This window comes from Streptomyces sp. NPDC056987, from assembly GCF_042673865.1.
In the GTDB taxonomy this organism is placed as follows: domain Bacteria; phylum Actinomycetota; class Actinomycetes; order Streptomycetales; family Streptomycetaceae; genus Streptomyces.
The window spans coordinates 25,365-47,520 of sequence record NZ_JBHURV010000038.1 but is presented as its reverse complement, the minus strand read 5'-3'; the positions used below and the strand labels follow the sequence as shown (position 1 = coordinate 47,520).

Annotated in this window: 15 protein-coding genes; 5 read left to right on the top strand and 10 right to left on the bottom strand. The window is 74.0% G+C overall.

What is annotated here, in order from left to right:
- Positions 1–89: 89 nt before the first annotated feature.
- Complete coding sequence (locus ACFTZC_RS33055; protein ID WP_382896016.1) at positions 90–1,211, top strand: aminoglycoside phosphotransferase family protein; 1,122 nt, start codon at positions 90–92, stop codon at positions 1,209–1,211.
- A 266-nt stretch (positions 1,212–1,477) separates the two neighbouring features.
- Positions 1,478–3,457, top strand: a complete 1,980-nt coding sequence (locus tag ACFTZC_RS33050; protein ID WP_382896014.1) for an N-acetylmuramoyl-L-alanine amidase — start codon at positions 1,478–1,480, stop codon at positions 3,455–3,457.
- 141 nt (positions 3,458–3,598) lie between these two features.
- On the opposite strand, the gene ACFTZC_RS33045 is transcribed toward ACFTZC_RS33050, so the two are convergent.
- The 6 genes from ACFTZC_RS33045 to ACFTZC_RS33020 form a co-directional block, all read right to left on the bottom strand.
- On the bottom strand, positions 3,599–4,708 hold the full coding sequence (locus tag ACFTZC_RS33045) for a chemotaxis protein (RefSeq protein ID WP_382896012.1): 1,110 nt from the start codon (positions 4,706–4,708) through the stop codon (positions 3,599–3,601).
- 105 nt (positions 4,709–4,813) lie between these two features.
- Positions 4,814–7,099, bottom strand: coding sequence for a glycoside hydrolase N-terminal domain-containing protein (locus tag ACFTZC_RS33040; protein WP_382896010.1), 2,286 nt, complete (start codon positions 7,097–7,099; stop codon positions 4,814–4,816).
- Between the two features lie 185 nt (positions 7,100–7,284).
- Entirely contained in the window at positions 7,285–7,785 is a 501-nt protein-coding gene (locus tag ACFTZC_RS33035; protein WP_365819492.1) for a hypothetical protein, read from the bottom strand.
- A 116-nt stretch (positions 7,786–7,901) separates the two neighbouring features.
- Positions 7,902–8,144 carry a DUF397 domain-containing protein gene (locus ACFTZC_RS33030; RefSeq protein ID WP_382896008.1) on the bottom strand — a complete coding sequence of 81 codons (243 nt, stop codon included), beginning with the start codon at positions 8,142–8,144 and terminating at the stop codon, positions 7,902–7,904.
- A 117-nt stretch (positions 8,145–8,261) separates the two neighbouring features.
- Complete coding sequence (locus ACFTZC_RS33025) at positions 8,262–8,984, bottom strand: chorismate mutase (protein WP_382896006.1); 723 nt, start codon at positions 8,982–8,984, stop codon at positions 8,262–8,264.
- Positions 8,985–9,118: 134 nt separating this feature from the next.
- On the bottom strand, positions 9,119–10,024 hold the full coding sequence (locus ACFTZC_RS33020; protein WP_382896004.1) for an alpha/beta fold hydrolase: 906 nt from the start codon (positions 10,022–10,024) through the stop codon (positions 9,119–9,121).
- 244 nt (positions 10,025–10,268) lie between these two features.
- Here ACFTZC_RS33020 and paaK point away from each other — a divergent pair, with 244 nt between their 5' ends.
- Complete coding sequence (gene paaK / locus ACFTZC_RS33015) at positions 10,269–11,573, top strand: phenylacetate--CoA ligase PaaK (RefSeq protein WP_382896002.1); 1,305 nt, start codon at positions 10,269–10,271, stop codon at positions 11,571–11,573.
- A gap of 67 nt (positions 11,574–11,640) precedes the next feature.
- On the opposite strand, the gene ACFTZC_RS33010 is transcribed toward paaK, so the two are convergent.
- A complete protein-coding gene (locus ACFTZC_RS33010) occupies positions 11,641–12,747 on the bottom strand; it encodes a calcium:proton antiporter (protein WP_382896000.1) in 1,107 nt (368 codons plus the stop codon).
- A gap of 156 nt (positions 12,748–12,903) precedes the next feature.
- Between ACFTZC_RS33010 and ACFTZC_RS33005 the strand changes: the two genes are divergently transcribed.
- Positions 12,904–14,757, top strand: coding sequence for a serine hydrolase (locus ACFTZC_RS33005; RefSeq protein WP_382895998.1), 1,854 nt, complete (start codon positions 12,904–12,906; stop codon positions 14,755–14,757).
- 71 nt (positions 14,758–14,828) lie between these two features.
- On the opposite strand, the gene ACFTZC_RS33000 is transcribed toward ACFTZC_RS33005, so the two are convergent.
- On the bottom strand, positions 14,829–16,361 hold the full coding sequence (locus ACFTZC_RS33000; RefSeq protein ID WP_382895996.1) for a phytoene desaturase family protein: 1,533 nt from the start codon (positions 16,359–16,361) through the stop codon (positions 14,829–14,831).
- An 87-nt stretch (positions 16,362–16,448) separates the two neighbouring features.
- Positions 16,449–18,737 carry a tetratricopeptide repeat protein gene (locus ACFTZC_RS32995; RefSeq protein WP_382895994.1) on the bottom strand — a complete coding sequence of 763 codons (2,289 nt, stop codon included), beginning with the start codon at positions 18,735–18,737 and terminating at the stop codon, positions 16,449–16,451.
- A gap of 303 nt (positions 18,738–19,040) precedes the next feature.
- Here ACFTZC_RS32995 and ACFTZC_RS32990 point away from each other — a divergent pair, with 303 nt between their 5' ends.
- On the top strand, positions 19,041–20,600 hold the full coding sequence (locus tag ACFTZC_RS32990) for an ATP-dependent DNA ligase (protein ID WP_382895993.1): 1,560 nt from the start codon (positions 19,041–19,043) through the stop codon (positions 20,598–20,600).
- Between the two features lie 127 nt (positions 20,601–20,727).
- Here ACFTZC_RS32990 and ACFTZC_RS32985 read toward each other — a convergent pair whose 3' ends face one another.
- A complete protein-coding gene (locus ACFTZC_RS32985; protein WP_382895991.1) occupies positions 20,728–21,774 on the bottom strand; it encodes a phosphatidylinositol-specific phospholipase C domain-containing protein in 1,047 nt (348 codons plus the stop codon).
- Positions 21,775–22,156: the final 382 nt, after the last annotated feature.

Sequence of the window (22,156 nt, the reverse complement as noted above, 5' to 3'; positions counted from 1 at the left end):
CAACCGGACGTACTCCCCAGGGTGCCTCACGGCGGCCGGGGCGGGAAGGCGCCGTAACTCGTCGGCACACGAAGGGATCTGTAGCGCCCATGTACACAGCATCGTCCTCCGTGTCCGCCCCGCCCCGGTCCGGGCGTCCGGTCACCCCGGGCAGCGGACCGTATCTCGACCCCACCCACGCGGGACGGACTCGGTTCAGGGCGGGGGCGGGCACCCAGACGCTCAGCGGGAGACTCGACTTGTCCGGCCCCCAGGGCGCCCAGTTGCGCATGGCGATCACGGCGGTGCACCGGATCTGCCCCGAGTTCAAGCCCGTTCAGGTACTGCGCCGCAGCGGCCGGTCCGTCCTGCTGGTCGGGACCACGGGGCGGACCAGCGCGGTCGCCAAGTGCCTGCTGGACCACTCGCCCGTCTGGACGGAGCGGTTCCGCCACGAAATAGCGGCATATCGCTCGTTCGTCCGGAACCGGCCGCCGGTCCGGGTGCCCCGGCTCATCGCGGCGGACCCGGAGAACTGCGCGCTGATCATCGAGCGGATGCCCGGTCGCGCCGCGGCGCTGACCCGCCACCCCACGGAGGCGCCGCCGCGCGCGGACGTACGGGCCGCGCTCGGCGCGATCGCCCGGCTCAACACCTGGCGCCCGCAGGCCGATCTGTTCGGCGCACCGCTCGACTACGCGTCGCGGATCGCCCGTTACCACGAGCTGGGGCTGTTCACCGACCGGGATCTGGGAGACCTCCAGAAGCTGCTGCACGGTCTGGCGGGGGCCCGGCAGACCATGCGCCAGTTCTGTCACGGCGACGCGCTGCTCTCCAATATCCTGCTGTCACCGGCGGGCCCGGTGCTCGTCGACTGGGAGCACGCCGGCTGGTATCTGCCCGGGTACGATCTGGCGACGCTCTGGGCGGTGCTCGGGGACGCGCCGGCGGCGCGCCGTCAGATCAGCCAGCTCGCCGCGGCGAGCGGTCCGGTGGCGCGGGACGCGTTCCTCGTCAACCTGATGCTCGTGCTGACGCGGGAGATCCGGATGTACGAGACCGCGGTGCAGCGCGCGATGCGGGAGGCCCCCTCCCCGGGGCCCGGAGCGTCCGCGGCGGCGCAGCAGAGCGGCGCGCCGACGGGCGAGGAGCAGCGGCTGCTGCTGCGGCGGCTGCACGACGACTGCGCGATGGCGCGGCGGGCGGTGCGCGCCGCGGTCGGCACCCGCTGACCCGGCCCGCCGGCCCCCGGGGCCGTCCGAGGGGACGGTGGGCCGGCGGCCGGAGCTCCGCCCTCCTCCGCCAAATACATTCATTGGTACATTCCACTGACGCGCCGCAGGCCGGGGCACCACCGCGGAGAAACTCCGGGAAACCCATGCTGACGTGCGAAATCCTTCCCGTGGAGCCTGATTGACGGATCGTCCGGGAGCCGATACCTCTGGGAAGCGGATCGGCCCGGCAGTACGTAGCGCACCACCCGTCACTGGAGGCTGCATTGCAAGGTTCTCTCCGCCCGCGACCGAGATCGGCGCGCGGGCGCGCACTGCGGGCGGGCGGTGTCGTGGCGTCCGCCGCGCTGCTGCTCCCGCTCGTCTCGGCCGGCCCCTCCGCCACCGCGGAGCAGCCGGGCCCCGCGTCCCTTCAGGGTGAGTTCGCGGCGGCCGCCGCGCGGTACCAGGTGCCGCCGAGCGTGCTCCTCGGGGTCTCGTACCTCCAGTCCCGCTGGGACACGCACAGCGGCGCGCCGAGCGTGAGCGGCGGCTACGGCCCCATGCATCTCACCGACGCCAGGACCGCGCTCGCCGAGGCGCCGCACCACTCGGACGGTACGGAGGACGCGCGCGGCGACACCGCGCGCCCGCTGACGGCACCCGCCCGCGTGACGGTGCCGGGCACCGCGGAACTGCCCGCGTCGCTGCGCACCCTGGACCGCGCCGCCCGGCTGACCGGGCTGCCCGCCGAGGAGCTGCGTACGAGCCCCGCCGCCAATCTCCGGGGCGGTGCCGCGCTGCTGGCGGCGGCCCAGCGGGAGCTGGGCGAGCCGCTCAGCGCCGACCCGGCCCACTGGTACGGCGCGGTCGCCCGGTTCTCCGGCGCGGACGACTCCGCGACCGCCGCCGCCTACGCCCGGGACGTGTACGAGGTGATCCGCGCGGGCGAGCGGCGCACCACGGACAGCGGCCAGCGGGTGGCGCTGTCCGCGCTGCCCGGACTCGCACCCGACACCGGGCAGCTCTCCCGGCTCGGCCTGCGGTCGGGTGACCCGGCGCGCACGGAGTGCCCGCGCACGGTCTCCTGCACCTGGGTGCCGGCGCCGTACGAGGAGTTCGGCGAGGGGGACTACGGCAATCACGATCTGGCGGACCGGCCAGACTCCCAGAAGATCGACTACATCGTCATCCATGACACCGAGGGCTCCTGGGACACCACGCTCAAGCTGATCAAGGATCCGGAGTATGTGTCGTGGCACTACACGCTGCGCTCCTCCGACGGCCGGATCGCCCAGCACGTGCCGGTGAAGGACGTCGGCTGGCACGCGGGCAACTGGTACGTCAACGCGAAGTCGGTGGGGCTCGAACACGAGGGGTTCCTGGCCGCGCCGGACGCCTGGTACACGGAGTCGATGTACCGCTCGTCGGCCCGGCTGGTCGCGTATCTGGCGAAGAAGTACGAGGTGCCGCTGGACCGGCAGCACATCCTGGGCCATGACAACGTGCCGGGCACGACGCCCTCGACGATCCCGGGGATGCACACCGACCCGGGTCCCTACTGGGACTGGGCGCACTACTTCGAGCTGCTGGGCGCGCCGCTGCGGGCGAGCGGGGGCGGGCGCCCCTCCGTGGTGACGATCCGGCCCGACTACGCGGCCAGCAGGCCGCCGTACACCGGGTGCGAGAGCGCGGGCACGGCGTGCGCCCCGCACGGCTCGGGCGCCGTACGGCTGCACACGGCGCCGGACGCGAACGCCCCGCTGGTCAAGGACGCCGGGCTGCGCCCGGGCGGTCAGGACTCGACGGCGGACGTCAACGACACGGGCGCCCGCGCTTCGACGGGTCAGCGGTACGCGGTGGCGGCGCGGCAGGGTGACTGGACGGCGATCTGGTACCTCGGGCAGAAGGCGTGGTTCCTCGATCCCGCGGCGGCGCCCGCGGCCGTGGGCACGAAGGCGCCGGTGCTGACCCCGAGGGCCGGTCTCGCGGAGGTCCCGGTGTACGGGCGGGCCTACCCGGAGGCGGCCGCGTACCCGGCGGGCGTGCCGGTCCAGCCGGTCTCCCCGCTGCCGTACAAGCTGCTCGCCGGGCAGCGGTACGTGGTCGGGGGCGAGGGGCCGGGCGAGTACTACTACGCGGCCACCTTCGACCCGGCGGGCCACCACGTGGTGCGGGGCACGGAGCGGTACTACCAGATCCAGTTCGGGCATCGGATCGCGTTCGTGAAGGCGGCCGATGTCGAGGTACGTCCGGCGGGTCGCTGACCGGAGCCGGAGAACGGGGGGACGGGGGGACGGGGGGACGGGGGGGACGGGGGAATGACGTACGGGCGTTGCCGGCCACGGGGGAGTCGGTGACGCCCGTACCTCCGTACCCCCGTACCCGCGTGCCGTCCAGCCGTCCCGTCAGTAGCGCAGGACGGCGGCGATCCGGTCGTGCCCGTCGAGCGTGCCGTCCGGGAGGAACACGACGCGGGCGCCGCCGTCGAGCGCGCCCTCCACCAGTTCGTCCACGATGTCGTCGCGTACACCGGGACCGGTCGCGGAGGCGTCGTCGACGGGCACGAGATGGCCGTCCCGGACCCGGACCGTACGCCGGAAGTGCTCTTCGAGCGCGACCAGATCGGCCCGTTTCTCCCGTACCGACTCCCAGACCTCGTCCAGCCCGGCGGCGAAGGTGCGCCGCCCCTTCGCCTCGTCGAGCCGGTCCAGCACCTCGGCCTTCTCGCGGCGCGCGTGCTCCTCGACCACGGGGCGGATCTCCTTCAGCAGGACCGGCGCCGGGCCGTCCGTGAGACCGCCCTTGACCAGCCGGCCCGCGGCCGTGTGGGTGGCGTTGCCGGCCTCCGCCAGCAGGGCGAGGGCGGGGGCGAGTCCGACCAGGTGGAACGGCCTGGGCCGGCGTGCCAGGACGGTGCCCATGGCGTGGTCGACGGAGCGCAGGAAGCGGCGGGTCTCCTCGTCGCTGAAGGTGCTCGGGATGTTCCCGACCCGCTCCTCGCGCTCGACGTCCCAGCTCTCCTCCGGGGGCGTCATCGGGAAGCCGTTCACATGGTGCTCGTGCAGCGACTCGCCGGAACCGCTCCAGAGCGTCGCCCGGTCCGCGGCGATCCCGAGCACCCAGTACGGGCGGGACTGCGCGGTGGCGGCCACGAGGTTCCGGGTGAGGTAGGTGTCGGCGAGCACGACGCGCTCGGGCACCTCGCGCGGGAGGTACCAGATCCGGTGCTCCCGGGCGTCGGCGAGGACGAGCAGTCCGTCGAGCGCGTGGCGCAGATCGACCTCGGCGACGGCCGCGGTGAGCCGCTCCATGACCGCGGTGCGGGCCCTGCGGTCCACCCCGGGGTCGGCCTCCAGCCGGTGGCCCGCCGCGGCGAGCAGGTTGCGCAGCCGTACGGTGTCCTGCTCGTTGTGACGGTCGCGGCGGTGCGTGGGCATCGTCAGGGACACGGCCGGATACGGGCGCGGCGCGCGCAGCTCCCGCAGGACTTCGGGCGTCAGACCGTTGCTGTCCATGCTGTCCCTTCGCTCACCGGCCCCCCGTGTGTGCGTGCGTCCATCCTGCGGGATACCGGCGGGTTCCGCAGGAGGTGCCGCACCGGCGCAGGGCCCTGCGGGCGGTCAGGCCGGCCCGGGCGGTGCGGCGAAGGTGTAGGTCCGGCCGGCGGTGGCGCGGAAGGTCCGCTCGCCGCCGGGGAGCAGGGTGCTGCGGAGCGTCAGCTCCCCGGTACGGCTCGCGCGCAGCACGATCCGCGTGGCGCGCCCGCCGGACCAGGTGATGTCGAGGGTGGCGCCGCCGCGCGCCCGCAGCCCGGTCACCCGTCCTTCGGGCCAGGCGGCGGGCAGGGCGGGCAGGATCTCGACCGGGCCGTGGTGGCTCTGGAGCAGCATTTCCGCGATGCCGGAGGTGGCGCCGAAGTTGCCGTCGATCTGGAACGGCGGATGGGTGTCCCAGAGGTTGGCGAGGGTGGAGTTCCCGAGCTGCTCGGCGAGCATGGTGCGGGCGTGGTCGCCGTCGCGCAGCCGCGCCCAGAAATTGATCTTCCACGCCTTGCTCCAGCCGGTCCCTCCGTCGCCGCGCGCGGTGAGCGAGACCTTGGCGGCCTCGGCCCAGGCGCTGCCCGCCTCGATCTGCCGGCCGGGGTGGAGGGCGAAGAGGTGCGAGACATGGCGGTGGTCGTCGGTGGGGCTGTCCAGGTCGGCCTTCCACTCCTGGAGCTGTCCCCAGGAGCCGACGCGCAGCCCGGGGTCGAGCCGTTCGAGGGTGTCCTGGAGCCGGGTGCGGAAGGCCGGGGCGTCACCGAGGGTGGTGGCGGCCTCCAGCGTGTTGGTGAGCAGGTCGTGGACGATCTGCTGGGACATGGCGGCGCCGGCCGTGAAATCGCCGTGCTCCGGGGAGTAGCTGGGGGTGACGACGAGGGTGCCGTCGCGCGGGTCGCTCCTGAGGTTGGCCAGCCAGAATTCGGCGGCCTCCTTCATCACCGGGTAGGCGGTGGCGCGCAGGTAGTGGGTGGAGCCGCTGAAGCGGTAGTGGTCGTAGAGCTGCTGGGTGAGCCAGGCGGCGGCCTCCGGGAACCAGAAGGCGGTGGGCCAGTCGTGGACCCCGGTGAAGCCGTACGGGTTGGTCTCGTTGTGGACGACCCAGCCGGGCGTGCCGAAGAGCCGGCGGGCGCTGCGCCGGCCGGGGGCGCGCAGCGACTCGACGTAGCGGTCGTAGGGGGCGGTGGTCTCGGCGAGGTTGGTGACCTCGGCGAGCCAGTAGTTCATCTGGAGGTTGATGTTGACGTGGTAGTCCGCCGACCAGGGCGGGTTGGTGGAGTTGTTCCACACGCCCTGGAGGTTGGCGGGCAACGATCCCGGGCGGGACGAGGCGATGAGCAGATAGCGGCCGTACTGGAAGAAGAGGGTTTCGAGCGCCCGGTCCGCGGCCCCGCTCCCGCCGGTGTACCGGGCCAGGAGTTCGTCGGTGGGCAGGTCGGGGAGGCGGCCGCCGAGGTCGAGCGAGACCCGGTCGAACAGCGCCCGGTGGTCGCGTACATGAGCGGCGCGCAGTGCTTCGTACGGCCTGGCGGCGGCATGGTCGACGGCGCGGGTGACGGCCGGATGCGGGTCCTCGCCCCGGTACCCGGGGCCGGTGTCGGCGTAGTCGGTGGCCGCGGCGAGGACGAACCAGGCGCGGTCGGCGCCGCTGACGGTGAGGGTGCCGTCGGTCTCGGCGCGTACGGTGCCGCCCTGTGTACGGACGCGGATCTGGACCTCGAAGCGCAGCCCGTTGTCCTGGAGGGCGCCGCGCACGGTGAGCCGGTCGCCCGCGGCCGTGGTGGTGAAGTCGGCGCGCGGGGAGGTGTAGCGCAGGGTGAGGCCGGTCCGTCCCGGGCGGTCGGCGGCGAACTGTCCGGCGATCACCCGGCCGGGGTAGGAGGCGAAGAACTCCCGGGTGTAGGCGGTGTCGCCGTGGGTGTACGAGACGGCGGCGAGGGCGTTCCTCAGGTCGAGCGAACGGCGGTACGAGGCGTCGGGGGTCTCCGGCGCTCCGGACACGGTCACTTCCAGGTCACCGAGGACCTGGTGGGCGCCGTAACCGCTCTTGGCCTGGCCGAGTTCGGCGGCGACGGTGGCCGGATCGAGCCGCCCCTCGGTGTCCAGGCGCTGCTGTACGGAGGCGAGGGCGCCGGGGCGCGGCACGGTCCAGTCACCGTGGTCGTAACCGCCTCCGGCGCCCGGGCCGCCGGTCCAGAGGGCCTTCTCGTTGAGGGTGAGCCGCTCGGTGGCGAGGGTGCCGTGCACCCCGGCGCCGAGGGCGCCGCTGCCGACGGGGAGGGACTCGCGCTCCCAGTCGGCGGCGGGGGCCCGGTACCAGAGTGTGGATTCATCGGACGGGTCGGCGGCAGCACCCGTATCGGCCATGGCGGGAACTCCCCACACCAGGGCGCCTGTTGCACCCAGTGCTGACGCGATCGTGGTTCTGCGGCTCATCCCAGGAGTCATGGCCAGTCACGGTAAAAGTCCGATGACTCATCCGGCAAGGGAGCGGACAGCCCACCGCGCACGCTGGCGTGAAGTGGACGGTGCCCCTGAGCGGGGCGCCGCTGTCAGCCCTGCTGGAACAGCTCCGCGGGCAGCGGCTTGAGCAGTGCGTAGAGGTCGTCGGTGATCGGCCGGTCCCAGCTCGCGATGGTGACGAGGACGTTGTCGCTGCGGTCGAACTGCACGCAGGAGATCCGGCTTTCCGAGAGCTTGAGCCGGCGCACGATCAGGAGGTTGTCCCCCTGCATCACCGGCATGTCCTCGGTGCCGATGACCTCGACCGGCTCGTCGTTCTCCAGCGCGAGCAGGAGCTGCGCCACCTCGAAGGGGATCTGTCCGTCCCCCAGCTCACGGGCGGGTGAGCCCTCCGGCAGATTTCCGATGATCATCGCGGGCCCGCGGCCGCCGAACAGGTCGTACCGGAGGAAGACCCCCTGGCAGCTCCCGTCGGGGGCGGGCAGCAGACCGGCGCCCAGATTGCCGGGCCAGTCACCCGGGTCCATGGCCAGGACATCGAAGTCCGGGCCCGCGGGTGTGGCGGCGCTGCGGCGGCGGAGAAAGGACATCCCACCATGGTACGGGTTCGCGCCACTCCGGAGGAGCCGGGTGAGGACCGAAAATGCGGGCCCGGGGCCGGATGCCCGGGGGCCCGGGGCCTGGGGGCCGGCCGCGCGGGGTCACCTCACGTGAGGTCGAACTCTCCGTCACGGGCGTTGATCACGAAGGCCCGCCACTCGGCGGGGCTGAAGATCAGCGAAGGGCTCTCCGGCCGGCGGCTGTTGCGCATGGCGATGAAGCCTTCGACGAAGGCGATCTGCACGTCGCCCGCCCCCTGGCTGCTGGACTGCCAGTCCGCGCCGCTCAGATCGAGTTCCGGCTTGTCCCAGCCCGAAAGCGGCTTCTGGGTGGTGGTGCTCTCAGCCACGTCCTGCTCCTCCCGCTGCGTCGTCCCGGGCCCCAGCCTATCCATCACCGACGGCCCGGGACAGACCGCGACAGAGGGCCCCGGGGCGGCACGGGACATGGTCATGACATGGCCGCGTCAGCCTTGCGTACGGGGCGGCTCGTCCCGTACGCAGACGGAGCCCAGTGCCCTGCCCAGCGCCTTCGCATGGGCGAGGTCCGGACGCTGCCCGGCGGTGGCCCGGACCGCCGCGGCGGTCAGCAGACGGCCGCAGCGGGGCGCGGTACGGTCCTGGGCCGAGCCCGCGACGGCCCGGACGAGCCCCGCGTCGATCCGGTCGATCTCCGCGCGCACCCCGGCCAGATCCGGCCGCTCGGACGGCGCGTGCGCGGGGTCCGTGTCCCAGCGGCGGAGCAGTTCCCGCTGCACGTCCTTGTTGGCCTTGATCTGGTCCCGGAAGATCCTGACGGTCACCGCCGGGTCGGCACCCAGTTCCAGGGCCCGGCGGGCGGCGGTGGAGAGGACCTGCCGCTCGCGTTCGGGGTCGTCGACGAGGCTGCCGGGGCTGCCGGTGCCCCGCTTCGCCGCGGCGACCAGGTCGGCGGTGGCCAGGCGCCGCGCGGAGAGTTCGGCGAGGAGGTACAGGCGCCCGAAGGAGCCGGTGGGCCGGTCGGACGCGGCGGGGACCGGTGCCTCCGGAGCGTCCGGAACGGGGAGGGGGAGTACGGCGGCCGAGGCCGTGCCGGGCCCCAGGAGCAGCAGCGCGGTGGCGGCGGTCAGGGCGACGCGGCGGCGCACGGAAGGGGTGGCGCGGGTGGGGGTGGTACGTGTGGCGGTGGTGTGCGCGGGGGTGGTGTGCATCGGGGGCCTTCCCACGGGTGGGGCCGGGATCCTGATCGTACGGCGGCACCGGCACCGGCCCTCCCGCGAACTGCCGTGGATCCGCCCGGAATTCCGGCGGCCCCTGACCGGTGGGCCGTCCGCCGTGCCGCGCGTCAGGCCGGCCGCGCTCCGCCCGCCTCCGCCGCCTCCTCCTCCGCGTGCCCACCGTGCGTGCCGGAGTCCGGGAAGCCCGCCACCGCACGGACGAACGCGCCGGGTTCGTCCAGCCAGGGGAAGTGTCCCGCGCCCTCCAGCACGGTGAGCCGGCCGTGCCCGAACAGCCCGGCGAGCGCACGGGCCTTCGCGGGGCGCGGGCCGCCGTCGAGCGCCCCCGCCACCACCAGGACCGGCGCCGCCAGGGCGGCGAGCGCGGCCCGGGTCGCGGCCGGGTCGAAGGCCCCCTCGCCGAAGAAGGCCGCGGCCGCCTCCTGGTTGGTCTGCCGGGGCGAGGCGGCGACCATGGCCTGCGCGGCGGCGTCCCAGCGCGCGTGGTTGAAGCGTTTGAGCGTCGCCCACACCTCGTCCGTCGCCCGGCCCGCCAGGACCTCTTCGAAGGCCGCCGTCGCGGCGGCGTACCAGGGTTCACCGGCGCGCAGCGCCATGGCCTCGCGGCGGTCCTCCGGTGTCGCCTCGATCCCGGCCGCCGTGGCGCTCGGGGTCACCAGGGTCAGGGAGGCGAGCCGGCTCGGGTGGCGGGCCGCGTAGAGGAGGGCGAGTTCCCCGGCGGCCGAGTGCGCCAGCAGATCGAGGCGGGCGAGTCCGAGGTGGGCGCGGAGCGCCTCGACATCGTCGACCTGGCGGTCGCAGCGGTACGCCAGGGGTGCGGCGGCGGGGGCGGCGGAATCCCCCGTACCGCGCAGGTCGAGCCGTACCAACTGCCGGTGCGCGGCGAGCCCGCCCAGATCGCCGAGGTACTCCGACGCCCGCATCGGGCCGCCGGGCAGACACACCAGGGGCTTCCCCTCCCCCACCAGGTGGTAGGCGAGTTCGGTTCCGTCGTATGTGCTGAACGTGGGCATGCCGCGATCCTCACAGTCCGTGCGCGATCACGGCAACGGCTTTCGCGCCAGGTGGAACGCCGGGCGCGAGGCCGGGCGCCATGCGGAGGAAGGCCGGCGGAACGCGATGGGGCGACACCGCGCCGCGTCCCTTGACGCCCGCCGGAGGCTCCTGCGTTACTGGCTCCGGGACGATCAACCGAATGATCAGTTCCGCCCGGCCGCCCGGGCCCCCGGTACGGCCGGACGGACCAGGGAGAGCGCCATGACCCCTCTGCTCGACGCGGCGGAACGGCTCAGCCGCGAGGAACTGGCCGTACTGCAACTGGAGCGGCTGCGGTCCACCCTGCGCCGCGTGTACGAGAACGTGGACTTCTACCGGCGCTCCTTCGACCGGGCCGGGGTGCGCCCCGAGGACTGCCGCTCGCTCGCGGACCTGGCCCGCTTCCCGCTCACCACCAAATCCGATCTGCGGGACACGTATCCGTTCGGGCTGCTCGCCGTGGACCGCTCGGAGGTACGGCGGCTGCACGCCTCCAGCGGTACGACGGGAGTGCCGACCGTGGTCGGCTACACCCAGCGGGATCTGGACATCTGGGCCGATGTGGTGGCCCGCTCGATCCGGGCGGCCGGCGGGCGCCCGGGGCACACGGTCCATGTGGCGTACGGGTACGGCCTGTTCACCGGCGGGCTCGGCGCGCACTACGGCGCGGAGCGGCTGGGCTGCACGGTGGTGCCCGCCTCCGGGGGCATGACCGCGCGTCAGGTCCGGCTGATCCAGGACCTCCGGCCCGAGATCATCATGATCACCCCGTCGTACATGCTCACGCTGCTGGACGAGTTCGAACGGCAGGGCGTCGATCCGCGCGCCACCTCCCTGCGGGTGGGGATCTTCGGCGCCGAGCCGTGGACGGAGGAGATGCGGCGGGAGATCGAGGAGCGGTTCGCGATCGACGCGGTCGACATATACGGGCTGTCGGAGGTGATGGGCCCGGGGGTGTCGCAGGAGTGCCTGGAGACCAAGGACGGGCTCACGGTCTGGGAGGACCACTTCTATCCGGAGGTCGTCGATCCGCTCACCGGTGAGGTGCTGCCGGACGGCGAGGAGGGCGAACTGGTCTTCACCACGCTGACCAAGGAGGCGATGCCGGTGATCCGCTACCGGACCCGGGACCTCACCCGGCTGCTGCCCGGTACGGCCCGTGTCTTCCGCCGGATGGAAAAGGTGACCGGCAGGACCGACGACATGGTGATCCTGCGCGGGGTGAATCTCTTCCCCACCCAGATCGAGGAGATCGTGCTGCGCACCCCGGGCGTCGCCCCGCACTTCCAGCTGCGGCTGACCCGTGAGGGGCGGCTGGACACCCTGACCGTACGGGCCGAGGCGCGGGCGGCGGCCACGCCGGAGCAGCGCACGGAGGCGGCGCGGGCGATCGCGGCGGCCGTCAAGGACGGGGTGGGGGTGTCGGTCGCGGTCGAGGTGGTCGATCCGGAGACGCTGGAGCGTTCGGTGGGCAAGATCAAGCGGATCGTCGATCTGCGCGCCCTACGCGACCTACGCGGCGTGTGACCCTACGCGACCCAGACGAGCCCCACGGCCCCCGCGCCACGTGAGGGCCCGCCCCGGGACGCTGGGATCAGGGGCTGATGGCGAGGAACACGAACGCGGTGAAGATGCCGAGATGGACCCCGCCCTGGAGCAGAGTGGCCCGGCCGGGCGCCACGGTCAGCGCGCCCACCACCACGGTGAGGGCGAGCAGCACCATGTGGGTGGCGGTCAGTCCGAGGACCAGTGGCCCTTCCAGCCAGATCATGGCGAGCGCGATGGCCGGGATCGTCAGCCCGATGCTCGCCATGGCGGAACCCAGGGCCAGGTTGAGGCTGGTCTGGACCCGCTCGTGGCGGGCGGCCCGCACGGCGGCGAGGGTCTCCGGCAGCAGTACCAGCAGGGCGATGACGACACCGACGACGGCCTGCGGCAGCCCGGCCGACTCGACGCCCGACTCGATGGTGGGCGACACGGCCTTGGCGTCACCGACGACGGCGATCAGCGCCACCACCAGCATCACCAGGCTCAGGGTGGTCGCCCGGCGGGTCGGCAGCGGGGCGTGCGCGTCCTCCTCCAGCACATCGCCCGCCTGGGTGACGGGGAGGAAGTAGTCGCGGTGGCGCACGGTCTGCACGGCGACGAACAGCCCGTACAGGACGAGCGAGGCGACGGCGGCGAAGCCGAGCTGCGCCGGGGAGAACTGCGGCCCCGGCTTGCTGGTGGTGAAGGTCGGAAGGACCAGGGTGAGGGTGGCCAGGGTCGCGACGGTGGCCAGCGCCGTCCCGGTGCCCTCGGCGTTGAAGACGGCGACGCGGCTGCGCAGCGCGCCGACGAACAGACACAGGCCGAGGATGCCGTTGCAGGTGATCATGACGGCGGCGAAGACGGTGTCCCGGGCGAGGGTGGCGCTCTTGCCGCCGCCGTCGACCATCAGGGTGACGATGAGGGCCACTTCGATGACGGTGACGGCGACCGCGAGGACGAGCGATCCGAACGGCTCCCCCACCCGGTGGGCGACCACCTCGGCGTGGTGCACGGCCGCGAGCACCGCGCCCCCGAGACAGAGGGCGATCAGGCCGACCGCGAACCCCGGCAGGGTACGCCCCCAGCCCAGGACGAGGGCGATCACGGCGAGCAGCGGCACCACCACGGTCCACTGGGACATCAGGGACCGGATGCCGGTGCTCGTACTCATGCGCCACACGGTGCCAGAGGTGGCGTGGGTCCGCGCGGTGACGGTTCGGAGCCGTACGGGCCCGGAGGGTTGACACCGGCGGGGTCCCGCAAGAAAGTTTCAGCACTTGATCGAGGTCTCGGAAAATACTTTCAGGCTTCAGGGGGAGGGCTTTCCATGACGGAGGACGCAACCGCCGGTGAGGGCATCAGCCGGCGCAGGCTCGGCGGTGGGGTGCTGGCTCTCGGCGGGGCGTTCGCGGTGGCGCCGATCCCGTTCGCCGAGGGCTCCGCCGCGCGGACGGCCGAGGCGGGGACGGCCGCCGCTCCGGCCGCCGCCCCGGACGGCTCCGGGCGGGCCGCGCCCACGCTGCGCCGCGGTTCCGCCGAGCGGGCCGGGCTGATCCGGCGGGAGCTGGACGGGCTGGTCGGCGCCGCCGAGACGTTCCTCGGGCCCTCCCCCGTCCACCCCTGGTACGCGGGCGCCGTGCTGCTCGCGGGGCGCGGTGCGACGGTGGCGCTGCACCGGGCGATCGGCCACGCCGTGCGCTACGCGGCGTACGACGAGACGACCGGCACCGGGGTGGAGCTGCCCGCCGAGCGGCGGATCGCGATGACCGAGGACACGGTCTTCGATCTCGCCTCGGTCTCCAAGCTCTTCACCTCGCTCCTCGCCGTCCAGCAGATCGAGCGCGGCGCGCTGGAGCTGACGGAGCGGGTCGTCACATATCTCCCGGAGTTCGCGGGTCCGGACGCCGCGCGGGCCGCCGGCAAGGGCGACATCACGGTGCGCCAGCTGCTGACGCACACCTCCGGGTTCCGCGCGTGGATTCCGCTGTACACGGCGCCGACCCGGGAGGGCAAGCTCCAGCTCCTGTGGGACGAGATCCCGGCGGACCCGCCCGGGACGGTCTACCGGTACTCGGACCTCAACCTGATCACGCTCCAGCTCGTCCTGGAGCGGATCACCGGTCACCCCCTGGACGTACTGCTGCGCACCGGGATCACCGACCCGCTCGGCATGCGCCGCACCCGCTTCAACCCGCCCGCGTCCTGGCGGCCCGCCATCGCCGCCACCGAGGATGCCCGGCCGCCGTGGTCGGGGCTTGACCGGGGGCTGGTGTGGGGCGAGGTGCACGACGAGAACGCGTACAGCCTGGCCGGGGTCGCCGGGCACGCCGGGGTCTTCTCCGACGCCTGGGACCTGGCGGTCCTCGCCCGTACGCTCCTCAACGGCGGCGCGTACGGCCGGGCGAGGATCCTGCGGCCCGCGTCGGTGGAGCTGATGTTCACCGACTTCAACACGGACTTCCCCGGCGACGCCCACGGGCTGGGTTTCGAGCTCTACCAGCACTGGTACATGGGCGCGATGGCCACCCCCGGCACGGCGGGCCACACCGGTTTCACCGGCACCAGTCTCGTCCTCGACCCGACGACCGACTCGTTCCTGATCGTGCTGGGCAACTCCGTCCATCCGGTACGGAACTGGCGCTCGGGCAGCGCGCCGCGGGTGGCCACCGCCGACCGGATGGCACGCGCCGTGGCGGTGGCGCCGCCCCGGCGGCGCCCCGCCTGGTTCGGCGGCATGGCCAACTCGACGACCGCCACCCTCGCCCTGCCCCCGCTCACCCCGGCCACCGAAGGGGCGCGGCTGCGCTGCTCCGTGTGGTGGGACACCGAACCGGGGCCGGACGCCCTGTTCCTGGAGGCGTCGGGGGACGGCGGGCGGAGCTGGCGGCCGGTGCCCTTCACCACCGTGACGGCGGGACAGGAGCCTCGGGAGCACCCGGCGGGCTCGGTGACGGGCTGGTCGGGCCGCGTCTGGCACCGGCTGACGGCGGCACTCACGGCGTGGCACGGCCGCGAGACCGTGCTGCGCTGGCGGTACACGACGGACCGCCTGTACGTGGGCCGGGGGGTGTACGTGACCGGTCTGCGGGTCGAGGACGGGCGCCGCACCCTCTTCGACGAGGCGCGGGGCCGGGACGCGGCACGGATCACGGCGGCGGGCTGGGCGCCCTCGGCGGACTGATCCGGCCTACGCGGCCCGCGCCCCGCGGCCCCGCCCGGCGGGGCCGCGGGCTAACGGCTAACGGCTAACGGCTACCGACCCAGCACCGCCATCGCCGCGTTGTGTCCCGCCACCCCGCTGACCCCGCCGCCGCGTACCGCGCCCGCGCCGCACAGCAGGACGTTCGGGTGCGCCGTCGCCACACCCCAGCGGCCGGCCGAGCCGTCCTCGTACGGGAAGGCGAGGTCGCGGTGGAAGATGTGGCCGCCGGGCAGCCGCAGTTCGCGTTCGAGGTCGAGCGGTGTCTTCGCCTCGATGCAGGGGCGGCCGTCCTCGTCCAGGGCGAGACAGTCCGCGATCGGCTCCGCCAGCCGCTCGTCGAGCTGGGCGAGGGTCGCCGCGAGCAGCTCCGCGCGCGCCGCCTCGTTGTCCCGCGCGAACAGCCGTGCGGGCGTGTGGAGTCCGAACAGGGTCAGGGTCTGGTAGCCCCGCGCGGCGGGTTCCGGGCCGAGGATCGACGGGTCGGTGAGGGTGTGGCAGTAGATCTCGGAGGGCGGGGCGCTCGGCAGCGCGCCCGCCGCCGCCTGTGCGTACGCCGTGGCGAGCTGGCCGTACCCCTCGGCGATGTGGAACGTACCGGCGAACGCCTCCCGGGGGTCGACGGACCGGTCGCGCAGTTCCGGCAGCCGGCGCAGCACCATGTTGACCTTGAGCTGGGCGCCTTCGGCGGCGGGCGGCGGTTCCTCGCCGAGGAGCGCGGCCAGGTCCCGCGGCGAGGCGTTCACCAGGACGTGACGGCCCGCCACCACGCCCTCGGTGTCGCCGGTGCGGAAGGTGACCTCGACGCGTGTCCCGTCGGTCGCCACGGCGGTCACCTCGTGCCCGGTGGCGATCTCCGCGCCCGCCGACCGTGCCGCCCCGGCCAGCGCGTCGGTGAGCGCGCCCATGCCGCCGACGGGGACGTCCCAGTCACCGGTCCCGCCGCCGATCACGTGGTAGAGGAAGCAGCGGTTCTGTACGAGTGAGGGGTCGTGGGCGTCGGCGAAGGTGCCGATGAGCGCGTCGGTGAGCACGACACCGCGGACCAGGTCGTGGTCGAACCGCTCCTCGATCGCGGAGCCGATCGGTTCCTCGAACAGCATCCGCCAGGCGGCCTCGTCGTCGATCCGCTCGCGCAGCGCCGCGCGGGTGGGCAGCGGTTCGGTGAGGGTGGGGAAGACGCGTTCGGCGACACGGGCCGTCGTCGCGTAGAAGGCGCGCCACGCCGCGTACTCCGTGTCGGAGCCGGTCAGCGCGGCGAAGGAGTCCCGCGTTCGTCCCTCGCCGACCAGGAGTCCCCCGTCGCCGAGGGGGGTGTACGAGGAGACGGTGCGCTTGCGCACGGCGAAGCGCAGCCCCAGCTCCCGCACGATCGTGTCGGGCAGGAGCGAGACGAGGTACGAGTAGCGGGAGAGCCGGGCGTCCACCCCGGGGAAGGGACGGCTGGAGACGGCGGCGCCGCCGGTGGCGCCGAGCCGTTCGAGGACCAGGACGGAGCGTCCCGCGCGGGCGAGGTAGGCGGCGGCGACCAGGCCGTTGTGACCGCCGCCCACGATGACGGCGTCGTACGAGGTGTGTGCGGGCATGGCCCTTGGTAACACGTGGATGATCTCGGGGCCAGAGGGGCGGCGGGGCCCGGAGGGGCGCGGGGACACTCCGCTGTCCGGGGCGGCTCAGTAGCCGCGGGCGCCGTGCTGCTGGCGCAGGGCCGCCACCTGCCGGTAGAGCTGGACCGCCTCCGCTCCCCTGCCGAGCTGTTCCAGGCAGTGGGCCTCGTCGTTGCGGCTGGCGAGCGCGTCGGGGTGGGTGGCGCCGAGGACCCGGTCGCGGGTGTCCGCGACCTGGCGGTAGACGGACAGGGCGTCGGACCAGCGGCCGAGCCAGCCCAGGCCGACGGCGATCTCGCGGCGGCTGACCAGGGTGTCGGGGTGGTCGGCGCCGAGGACGCGTTCGCGGGCCGCGCAGACGTCGCGGGACTCCGCGAGCGCCTCCTCCCAGCGGGAGAGCCGGCCGAGGTTGACGCCGAGGCCGTGCCGGGCGCGCAGGGTCTCCGGGTGGTGGGGGCCCTGGATCCGGGTACGGTCCGCCACCAGCGCGCGGTAGAGCTCCAGCGCCTCCGTGCTCTCGCCGAGCCGCCCGAGGCTGATGCCGACCTCGTAGCGGGCGGCGAGGGTGTCGGGGTGGTCGGCGCCGAGGGATTCGGCGCGCGCGGCGGCGACCTCGCGGTAGGCGGCGAGCGCCTCCGGCCAGCGGCCGAGCTGGCCGAGCGCGTACGCCACCTCGTACCGGCTGATCAATGTGTCGGGGTGGCCGGGGCCGAGCACCCGGGCGCGCGCCGAGGCCACCTCGCCCGCGAGCCGGTGGGCGTCCTCCAGCCGGCCCAGCCGGCCGAGGTTGTAGGCGAGGTTGTGGCGGCAGCGCAGGGTGTCGGCGTGGTCGGGGCCGATGGTGCGCTCGCGGGCGGCGAGGACCGCCGTGAACACCTCGTGGGCCTCGAAGTACCGGCCGAGCTGGCCGAGTACGTACGCCGTCTCCTGGCGCGCGGCGAGCGTCTCCGGGTGGTCGGGGCCGAGGGCCCGCTCGCGGCCCTCCGCGACGCGGGTGAACTCGCGGAGCGCGTCCGCCGTGCGGCCGGTCCTGCTGAGGGTGAAGCCGAGCTCGTAACGGCTGCCGAGGGTGTCCGGGTGGTCCGGGCCGAGCGCGTGCTCGCGTTCGGCGGCGACCGTGCGGTGCACCTCCCCCGCCTCCTCCCAGCGGCCCAGCCTGCCGAGGCTGAGACCGGCGTTGTGTCTGCTGGTCAGGACGGCGAGCTGTTCGGGCGGCGGGGTGGGCCGCCCGGTGGCGGACGGCCCGGGCCGGCGGTCCCCGGCGCGCGGGCCGGTCGCGGTCGTCCACTCGCCGGTCAGCCCGGCGGTGTGGTCGGGCGGGGTGGGCCGCAGGTCGGCGAGGCCGATCGCCTTGTGTCCCGTGGTCATGGCGCGGGTCCACGACGGCAGGGGCGCCCCGTCGGGGCGCGCCGTCCCGTGCCCGCCCACGGGGTGGGCGGCCGTGCCCGCGCCGGGGCCGCCGAGCGCGGGGTAGCCGTAACCGCCCGGTCCCGGGCCGAGTCCCGCGCCGGCCCGGGCGGCGCTGATCCGGCGGCGGAGGTCACCCGCGTCGGCGGGGCGCTCCTCGGGGGTCTTGGCCAGCAGGTCGAGGACGATCCCGTCGAAGAACGCGGGCAGTTCCGAGCGGTGGCCGCTGGGCGCCTCGGGGACGGTGTCGCGGTGGCCGACCAGCACCGACCAGGCGTCCTCCAGGTCGAACGGCGGGGCGCCGGTGGCGATCTCGTACAGCACGCACCCGAGCGAGTAGAGATCGCTGCGGTGGTCGACCTGACCGCCGGCGATCTGCTCGGGCGACATGTAGTGCGGGGTCCCCATGGCGATGCCCGTGCCGGTGAGGCGCGAGGTGAAGCCGATGTCACGGCCGAGGCGCGCGATGCCGAAGTCGCAGATCTTCACGGCGCCGCTGGTGAGCCGCATGATGTTGGCGGGCTTCAGATCGCGGTGGACGATGCCCTGTTCATGGGTGTAGGCGAGCGCGTCGGCGACCTGCTCGGCGATGTCGACGACATCGGGCACCGGCAGCGGGTCGCCGTGGTCCGTCAGGAGCTGGCTGAGGTTGCGGCCCTCCAGCAGTTCCATGACGAGGTAGAGGACGCCGTCGTACTCACCGAAGTCGTGGACGACGGTGACGCCCCGGTGCTGGAGCGCGGCGGCGACCCGGGCCTCGCGGCGGAACCGCTCGCGCATGATGCGGGTGAAGGAGTCGTCACGCTGCGGGCCGAGCGGTTTGAGGCATTTGACCGCGACCTGCCGGCCGAGCGACTCGTCGCGTGCCCGCCAGACCTCGCCCATCCCGCCGCGTCCGATGAGATCGAGCAGCCGGTAACGGCCCTGGATCAGCATGCTGTCCGCCATCGCGTGCTGTGGCCCCCCGTCACTCTCGCTGCGCCCTCCCCGGCCCGTCCAGTATGGCGGCCCTGGCCTGGAGTGTGTACGGGTCGGGGTACGTGTCGGGCCCGAGCCGCGCCGCCGCCCTGGTCCCGGTCCCGGTCATGGCCGTCGTCTCCCCTGCCCCGTGGTGCCGCCGCGGTGATCCGCCGACGGTGCGCCCAGGTTATCGCCGCGCCGGGGTGTGCCCGCCGCATGTGCTCCGCCCGTCAGGAACGGCGGACCGCTCCCTGACGGGCGGAGCCGCGTCCGGCGTTGCACGATGGCAGCATGCTGCTGGCACCGCTCGCCCGTGTCTCCCGGGAGGTCGCCGAGAGCTCGGCGCGGACCCGGAAGATCTCGCTGCTGGCCGGCGTCTTCCGGACGGCGGGGCCGGGGGACGTGCCCGTCGTCATCCCGTATCTGGCGGGCCGGCTGCCCCAGGGGCGGATCGGGGTCGGCTGGAACGCGCTGAAGGATCCGCCGCCGCCCGCGGGCCGGGCCACGCTGACCGTGCACGGGACCGACGCCGTGTTCACCGAGCTCGCGGCTGTCGCCGGGGCCGGGGCCCAGGGAGAGCGACGGCGGCTGGTACGGGAGCTGCTGGGGGCGGCCACCGAGGAGGAACAGCGGTTCCTCGTGGGGCTGATCTCCGGCGAGGTGCGTCAGGGCGCGCTGGACGCGGTCGCCGTCGAGGCGCTCGCGCAGACGGCGGGCGCCTCCCCGGCGGCCGTACGGCGGGCGGTGATGCTGGCGGGCTCGCTGCAGCCGGTGGCCGAGCGACTGCTGGCCGAGGGTCCGCACGTACTGGAGGAGTTCCTGCTGACGGTGGGCCACCCCGTCCTGCCGATGCTCGCCCAGAGCGCGACGAGCGTGGCGGAGGCGGTCGACCGGCTCGGGGAGTGCGTGGTGGAGGAGAAGCTCGACGGGATCCGGGTGCAGGTGCACCGGAGCGGGTCCACGGTACGGATCTTCACGCGCACGCTCGACGAGATCACCGGCCGGCTGCCGGAGGTGAGCACGGCGGCGCTGGGGCTGGACGGCGACCGGTTCGTACTGGACGGGGAGGTGATCGCGCTGGACGAGCGGGGCAGGCCGAGGCCGTTCCAGGAGGTCGCGGGCCGGGTCGGGTCGCGTACGGACGTCACGTCGGCCGCTGCCGCGGTGCCGCTGTCGCCGGTGTTCTTCGACGTCCTCGCCGCCGACGGCGAGGATCTGCTCGATCTGCCGTGCGCGGACCGGTACGAGGTGCTGGCACGGCTGGTGCCGGAGCCGATGCGGGTACGGCGGCTGGTCGTCCCGGGCGGCGGCGGGGCGCCCCTCGACGCCGGCGCCGGGGAGGAGTTCCTCCGGGAGACCCTGGACCGGGGGCACGAGGGCGTGGTGGTGAAGGCGCTCGACACCCCGTACAGCGCGGGCCGCAGGGGCGCCGGCTGGCTGAAGGTGAAGCCGGTGCACACCCTGGACCTCGTGGTGCTGGCCGTCGAGTGGGGCCACGGCAGACGGACCGGGCGGCTCTCCAATCTCCATCTCGGCGCGCGGCGGGACGACGGCTCGTTCGTGATGCTGGGCAAGACGTTCAAGGGGCTGACGGACGCGATGCTGGAGTGGCAGACGGACCGGCTGCGGGAACTGGCGCTGCGGGACGACGGGTTCACCGTGACCGTACGTCCGGAACTGGTCGTGGAGATCGCCTACGACGGGCTGCAGCGGTCGTCCCGGTATCCGGCCGGGGTGACGCTGCGCTTCGCGCGGGTGGTGCGCTACCGGGAGGACAAGACGGCGGAGGAGGCGGACACGATCGGGGCGGTGCTGGCGGCCCACGGCCGGGCCCCGCGCCGGCCGGGCTGAGCGGCCGGTCGGGCGCCGCTCTGAGCCGCGGGCTGAGCAACCGGTCGGGCTGAGCGGCCGGGCGGCCTCGCGAACCGGCCCGGCCGGGGCGGCGCGGTTCGCGCGGCCGACCGCCCCGACGGTGTGCCTACCGGCCCGCCGTGCCGCGCGGGACCACCGACGCGAGTACGGTCGGCAGCCCGCGCCAGTCCGCCGAGATCAGGCTCGCGTCGCGCTGCGCCAGCAGCGCCAGCCGGTCGCGGGCCTGCTGCTCGGTCGGGTTGGTGCCGTCGATGGCGGGCGCCACGTTGTGCGCGTCCGTCATCAGCAGGAAGTAGTTGCGCCGGCTGTACCAGGAGGTGTCGATGGTGCCCGCCGCGTACGCGGCCGCGTCGCCGTCGAAGAAGACGAACCAGGGCCGGAGCGTCACGTCCGTGTACCGGGTACGGGGATCTCCCGCCGCGGCCTTGTGGACGGCCGGGAAGGCCGCGGCCTCGCCCAGCCGGCCGGCCGCCTTGAGGTCGCGCAGGTGAATGGCGTACTCCCGGTCGGTCCACAGGGTGTCCAGCGGGTTCTGCTCCTCCACGGTGCCCGGGATGAGTTCGACGACGAACTTCCCCGCGAGCTGCGCGCGCGTCGCCCACGCACCGGCCTGGGCCGCCTGGTCGAGATCGGCGTGGCCGCCCGCCAGATCGGCGGGACGGTAAAGCGCGTCGCCGAGCTTGCTCGTCAGCAGCGCGTCGAGGGCGGCGGGGCCCCGGCCGCCCTGGCCCTGGAATCCGTCCTTCATCTCCAGCTTGAGCACGACGGGGCGGTGGCCCGGGTTGGCGTCGTGCCAGACCTTGATGTCCGCCAGGCAGCCCGGCAGGTCGCGGTTGCGGGCCTTGGTCCGCAGTTCGCCGGTGTTGGCCGCGTTGACGCAGTTGTTGTCGTTGCCGATCGGGTTGGAGTGCGACACACGCCAGGAGGCGCCGTACACGTTGGTCCACACGTCGAGTTCGAGCATTCCGGCGCCGGAGTCCAGCGCGTCCGCGAAGTACGGGAACGTGGCCTTCTCGTAGGCGTTGTGGACACCGACCCCGGTGCCGGAGGGGTAGGGCAGCTGGTCGGTGCCCGCGGCGTCGGCCGGTGTGGCGACGAGGGCGAGCACGGCGGCGGCACCGGCCGCCAGGGTCGTACGGAGGAGCTTGGCCATATCCCTGGTTCCTCTCGGCATGCATGTCTTGGGCATGTCAACAGAGAGGGAGCGTAAGGGAGTTCGGTGACGAGCGGGAGGACATCGGGCCTACGGACACGATCGCCGGGGCGACGGCCGGTGTGCCGCGGGCTGTGCGACAGGGGTGGTGTGCCGCGGGGGCTACGCGATGGTATGACGGTGCGGCGCCAAGGGCCGCACGCGACGGAGCGCCCCGCCGCGTCGTCGCGGTGGGGCGCTCCGGGGTGATGGGCGCGTGGCGGGGTGGGTACCGCCCGGTACGGCTGCGGCACGGCACACCACTCGGAGCCCAGGGCCCACTACCCACTGCTCAGGGCTCAGGGCTCAGGGCTCACCCACGTACGTACCGCAGCGGCCGGGG

What these genes read in the sequence shown, in the direction of transcription:
- ACFTZC_RS33055 (WP_382896016.1), top strand. Translation starts at nt 90, where the DNA reads ATGTACACAGCATCGTCCTCCGTGTCCGCCCCGCCCCGGTCCGGGCGT.
- ACFTZC_RS33045 (WP_382896012.1), bottom strand. Translation starts at nt 4,708, where the DNA reads ATGGACAGCAACGGTCTGACGCCCGAAGTCCTGCGGGAGCTGCGCGCG.
- ACFTZC_RS33040 (WP_382896010.1), bottom strand. Translation starts at nt 7,099, where the DNA reads ATGGCCGATACGGGTGCTGCCGCCGACCCGTCCGATGAATCCACACTC.
- ACFTZC_RS33035 (WP_365819492.1), bottom strand. Translation starts at nt 7,785, where the DNA reads ATGTCCTTTCTCCGCCGCCGCAGCGCCGCCACACCCGCGGGCCCGGAC.
- ACFTZC_RS33025 (WP_382896006.1), bottom strand. Translation starts at nt 8,984, where the DNA reads ATGCACACCACCCCCGCGCACACCACCGCCACACGTACCACCCCCACC.
- ACFTZC_RS33020 (WP_382896004.1), bottom strand. Translation starts at nt 10,024, where the DNA reads ATGCCCACGTTCAGCACATACGACGGAACCGAACTCGCCTACCACCTG.
- paaK (WP_382896002.1), top strand. Translation starts at nt 10,269, where the DNA reads ATGACCCCTCTGCTCGACGCGGCGGAACGGCTCAGCCGCGAGGAACTG.
- ACFTZC_RS33010 (WP_382896000.1), bottom strand. Translation starts at nt 12,747, where the DNA reads ATGAGTACGAGCACCGGCATCCGGTCCCTGATGTCCCAGTGGACCGTG.
- ACFTZC_RS33005 (WP_382895998.1), top strand. Translation starts at nt 12,904, where the DNA reads ATGACGGAGGACGCAACCGCCGGTGAGGGCATCAGCCGGCGCAGGCTC.
- ACFTZC_RS33000 (WP_382895996.1), bottom strand. Translation starts at nt 16,361, where the DNA reads ATGCCCGCACACACCTCGTACGACGCCGTCATCGTGGGCGGCGGTCAC.
- ACFTZC_RS32995 (WP_382895994.1), bottom strand. Translation starts at nt 18,737, where the DNA reads ATGGCGGACAGCATGCTGATCCAGGGCCGTTACCGGCTGCTCGATCTC.
- ACFTZC_RS32990 (WP_382895993.1), top strand. Translation starts at nt 19,041, where the DNA reads ATGCTGCTGGCACCGCTCGCCCGTGTCTCCCGGGAGGTCGCCGAGAGC.
- ACFTZC_RS32985 (WP_382895991.1), bottom strand. Translation starts at nt 21,774, where the DNA reads ATGGCCAAGCTCCTCCGTACGACCCTGGCGGCCGGTGCCGCCGCCGTG.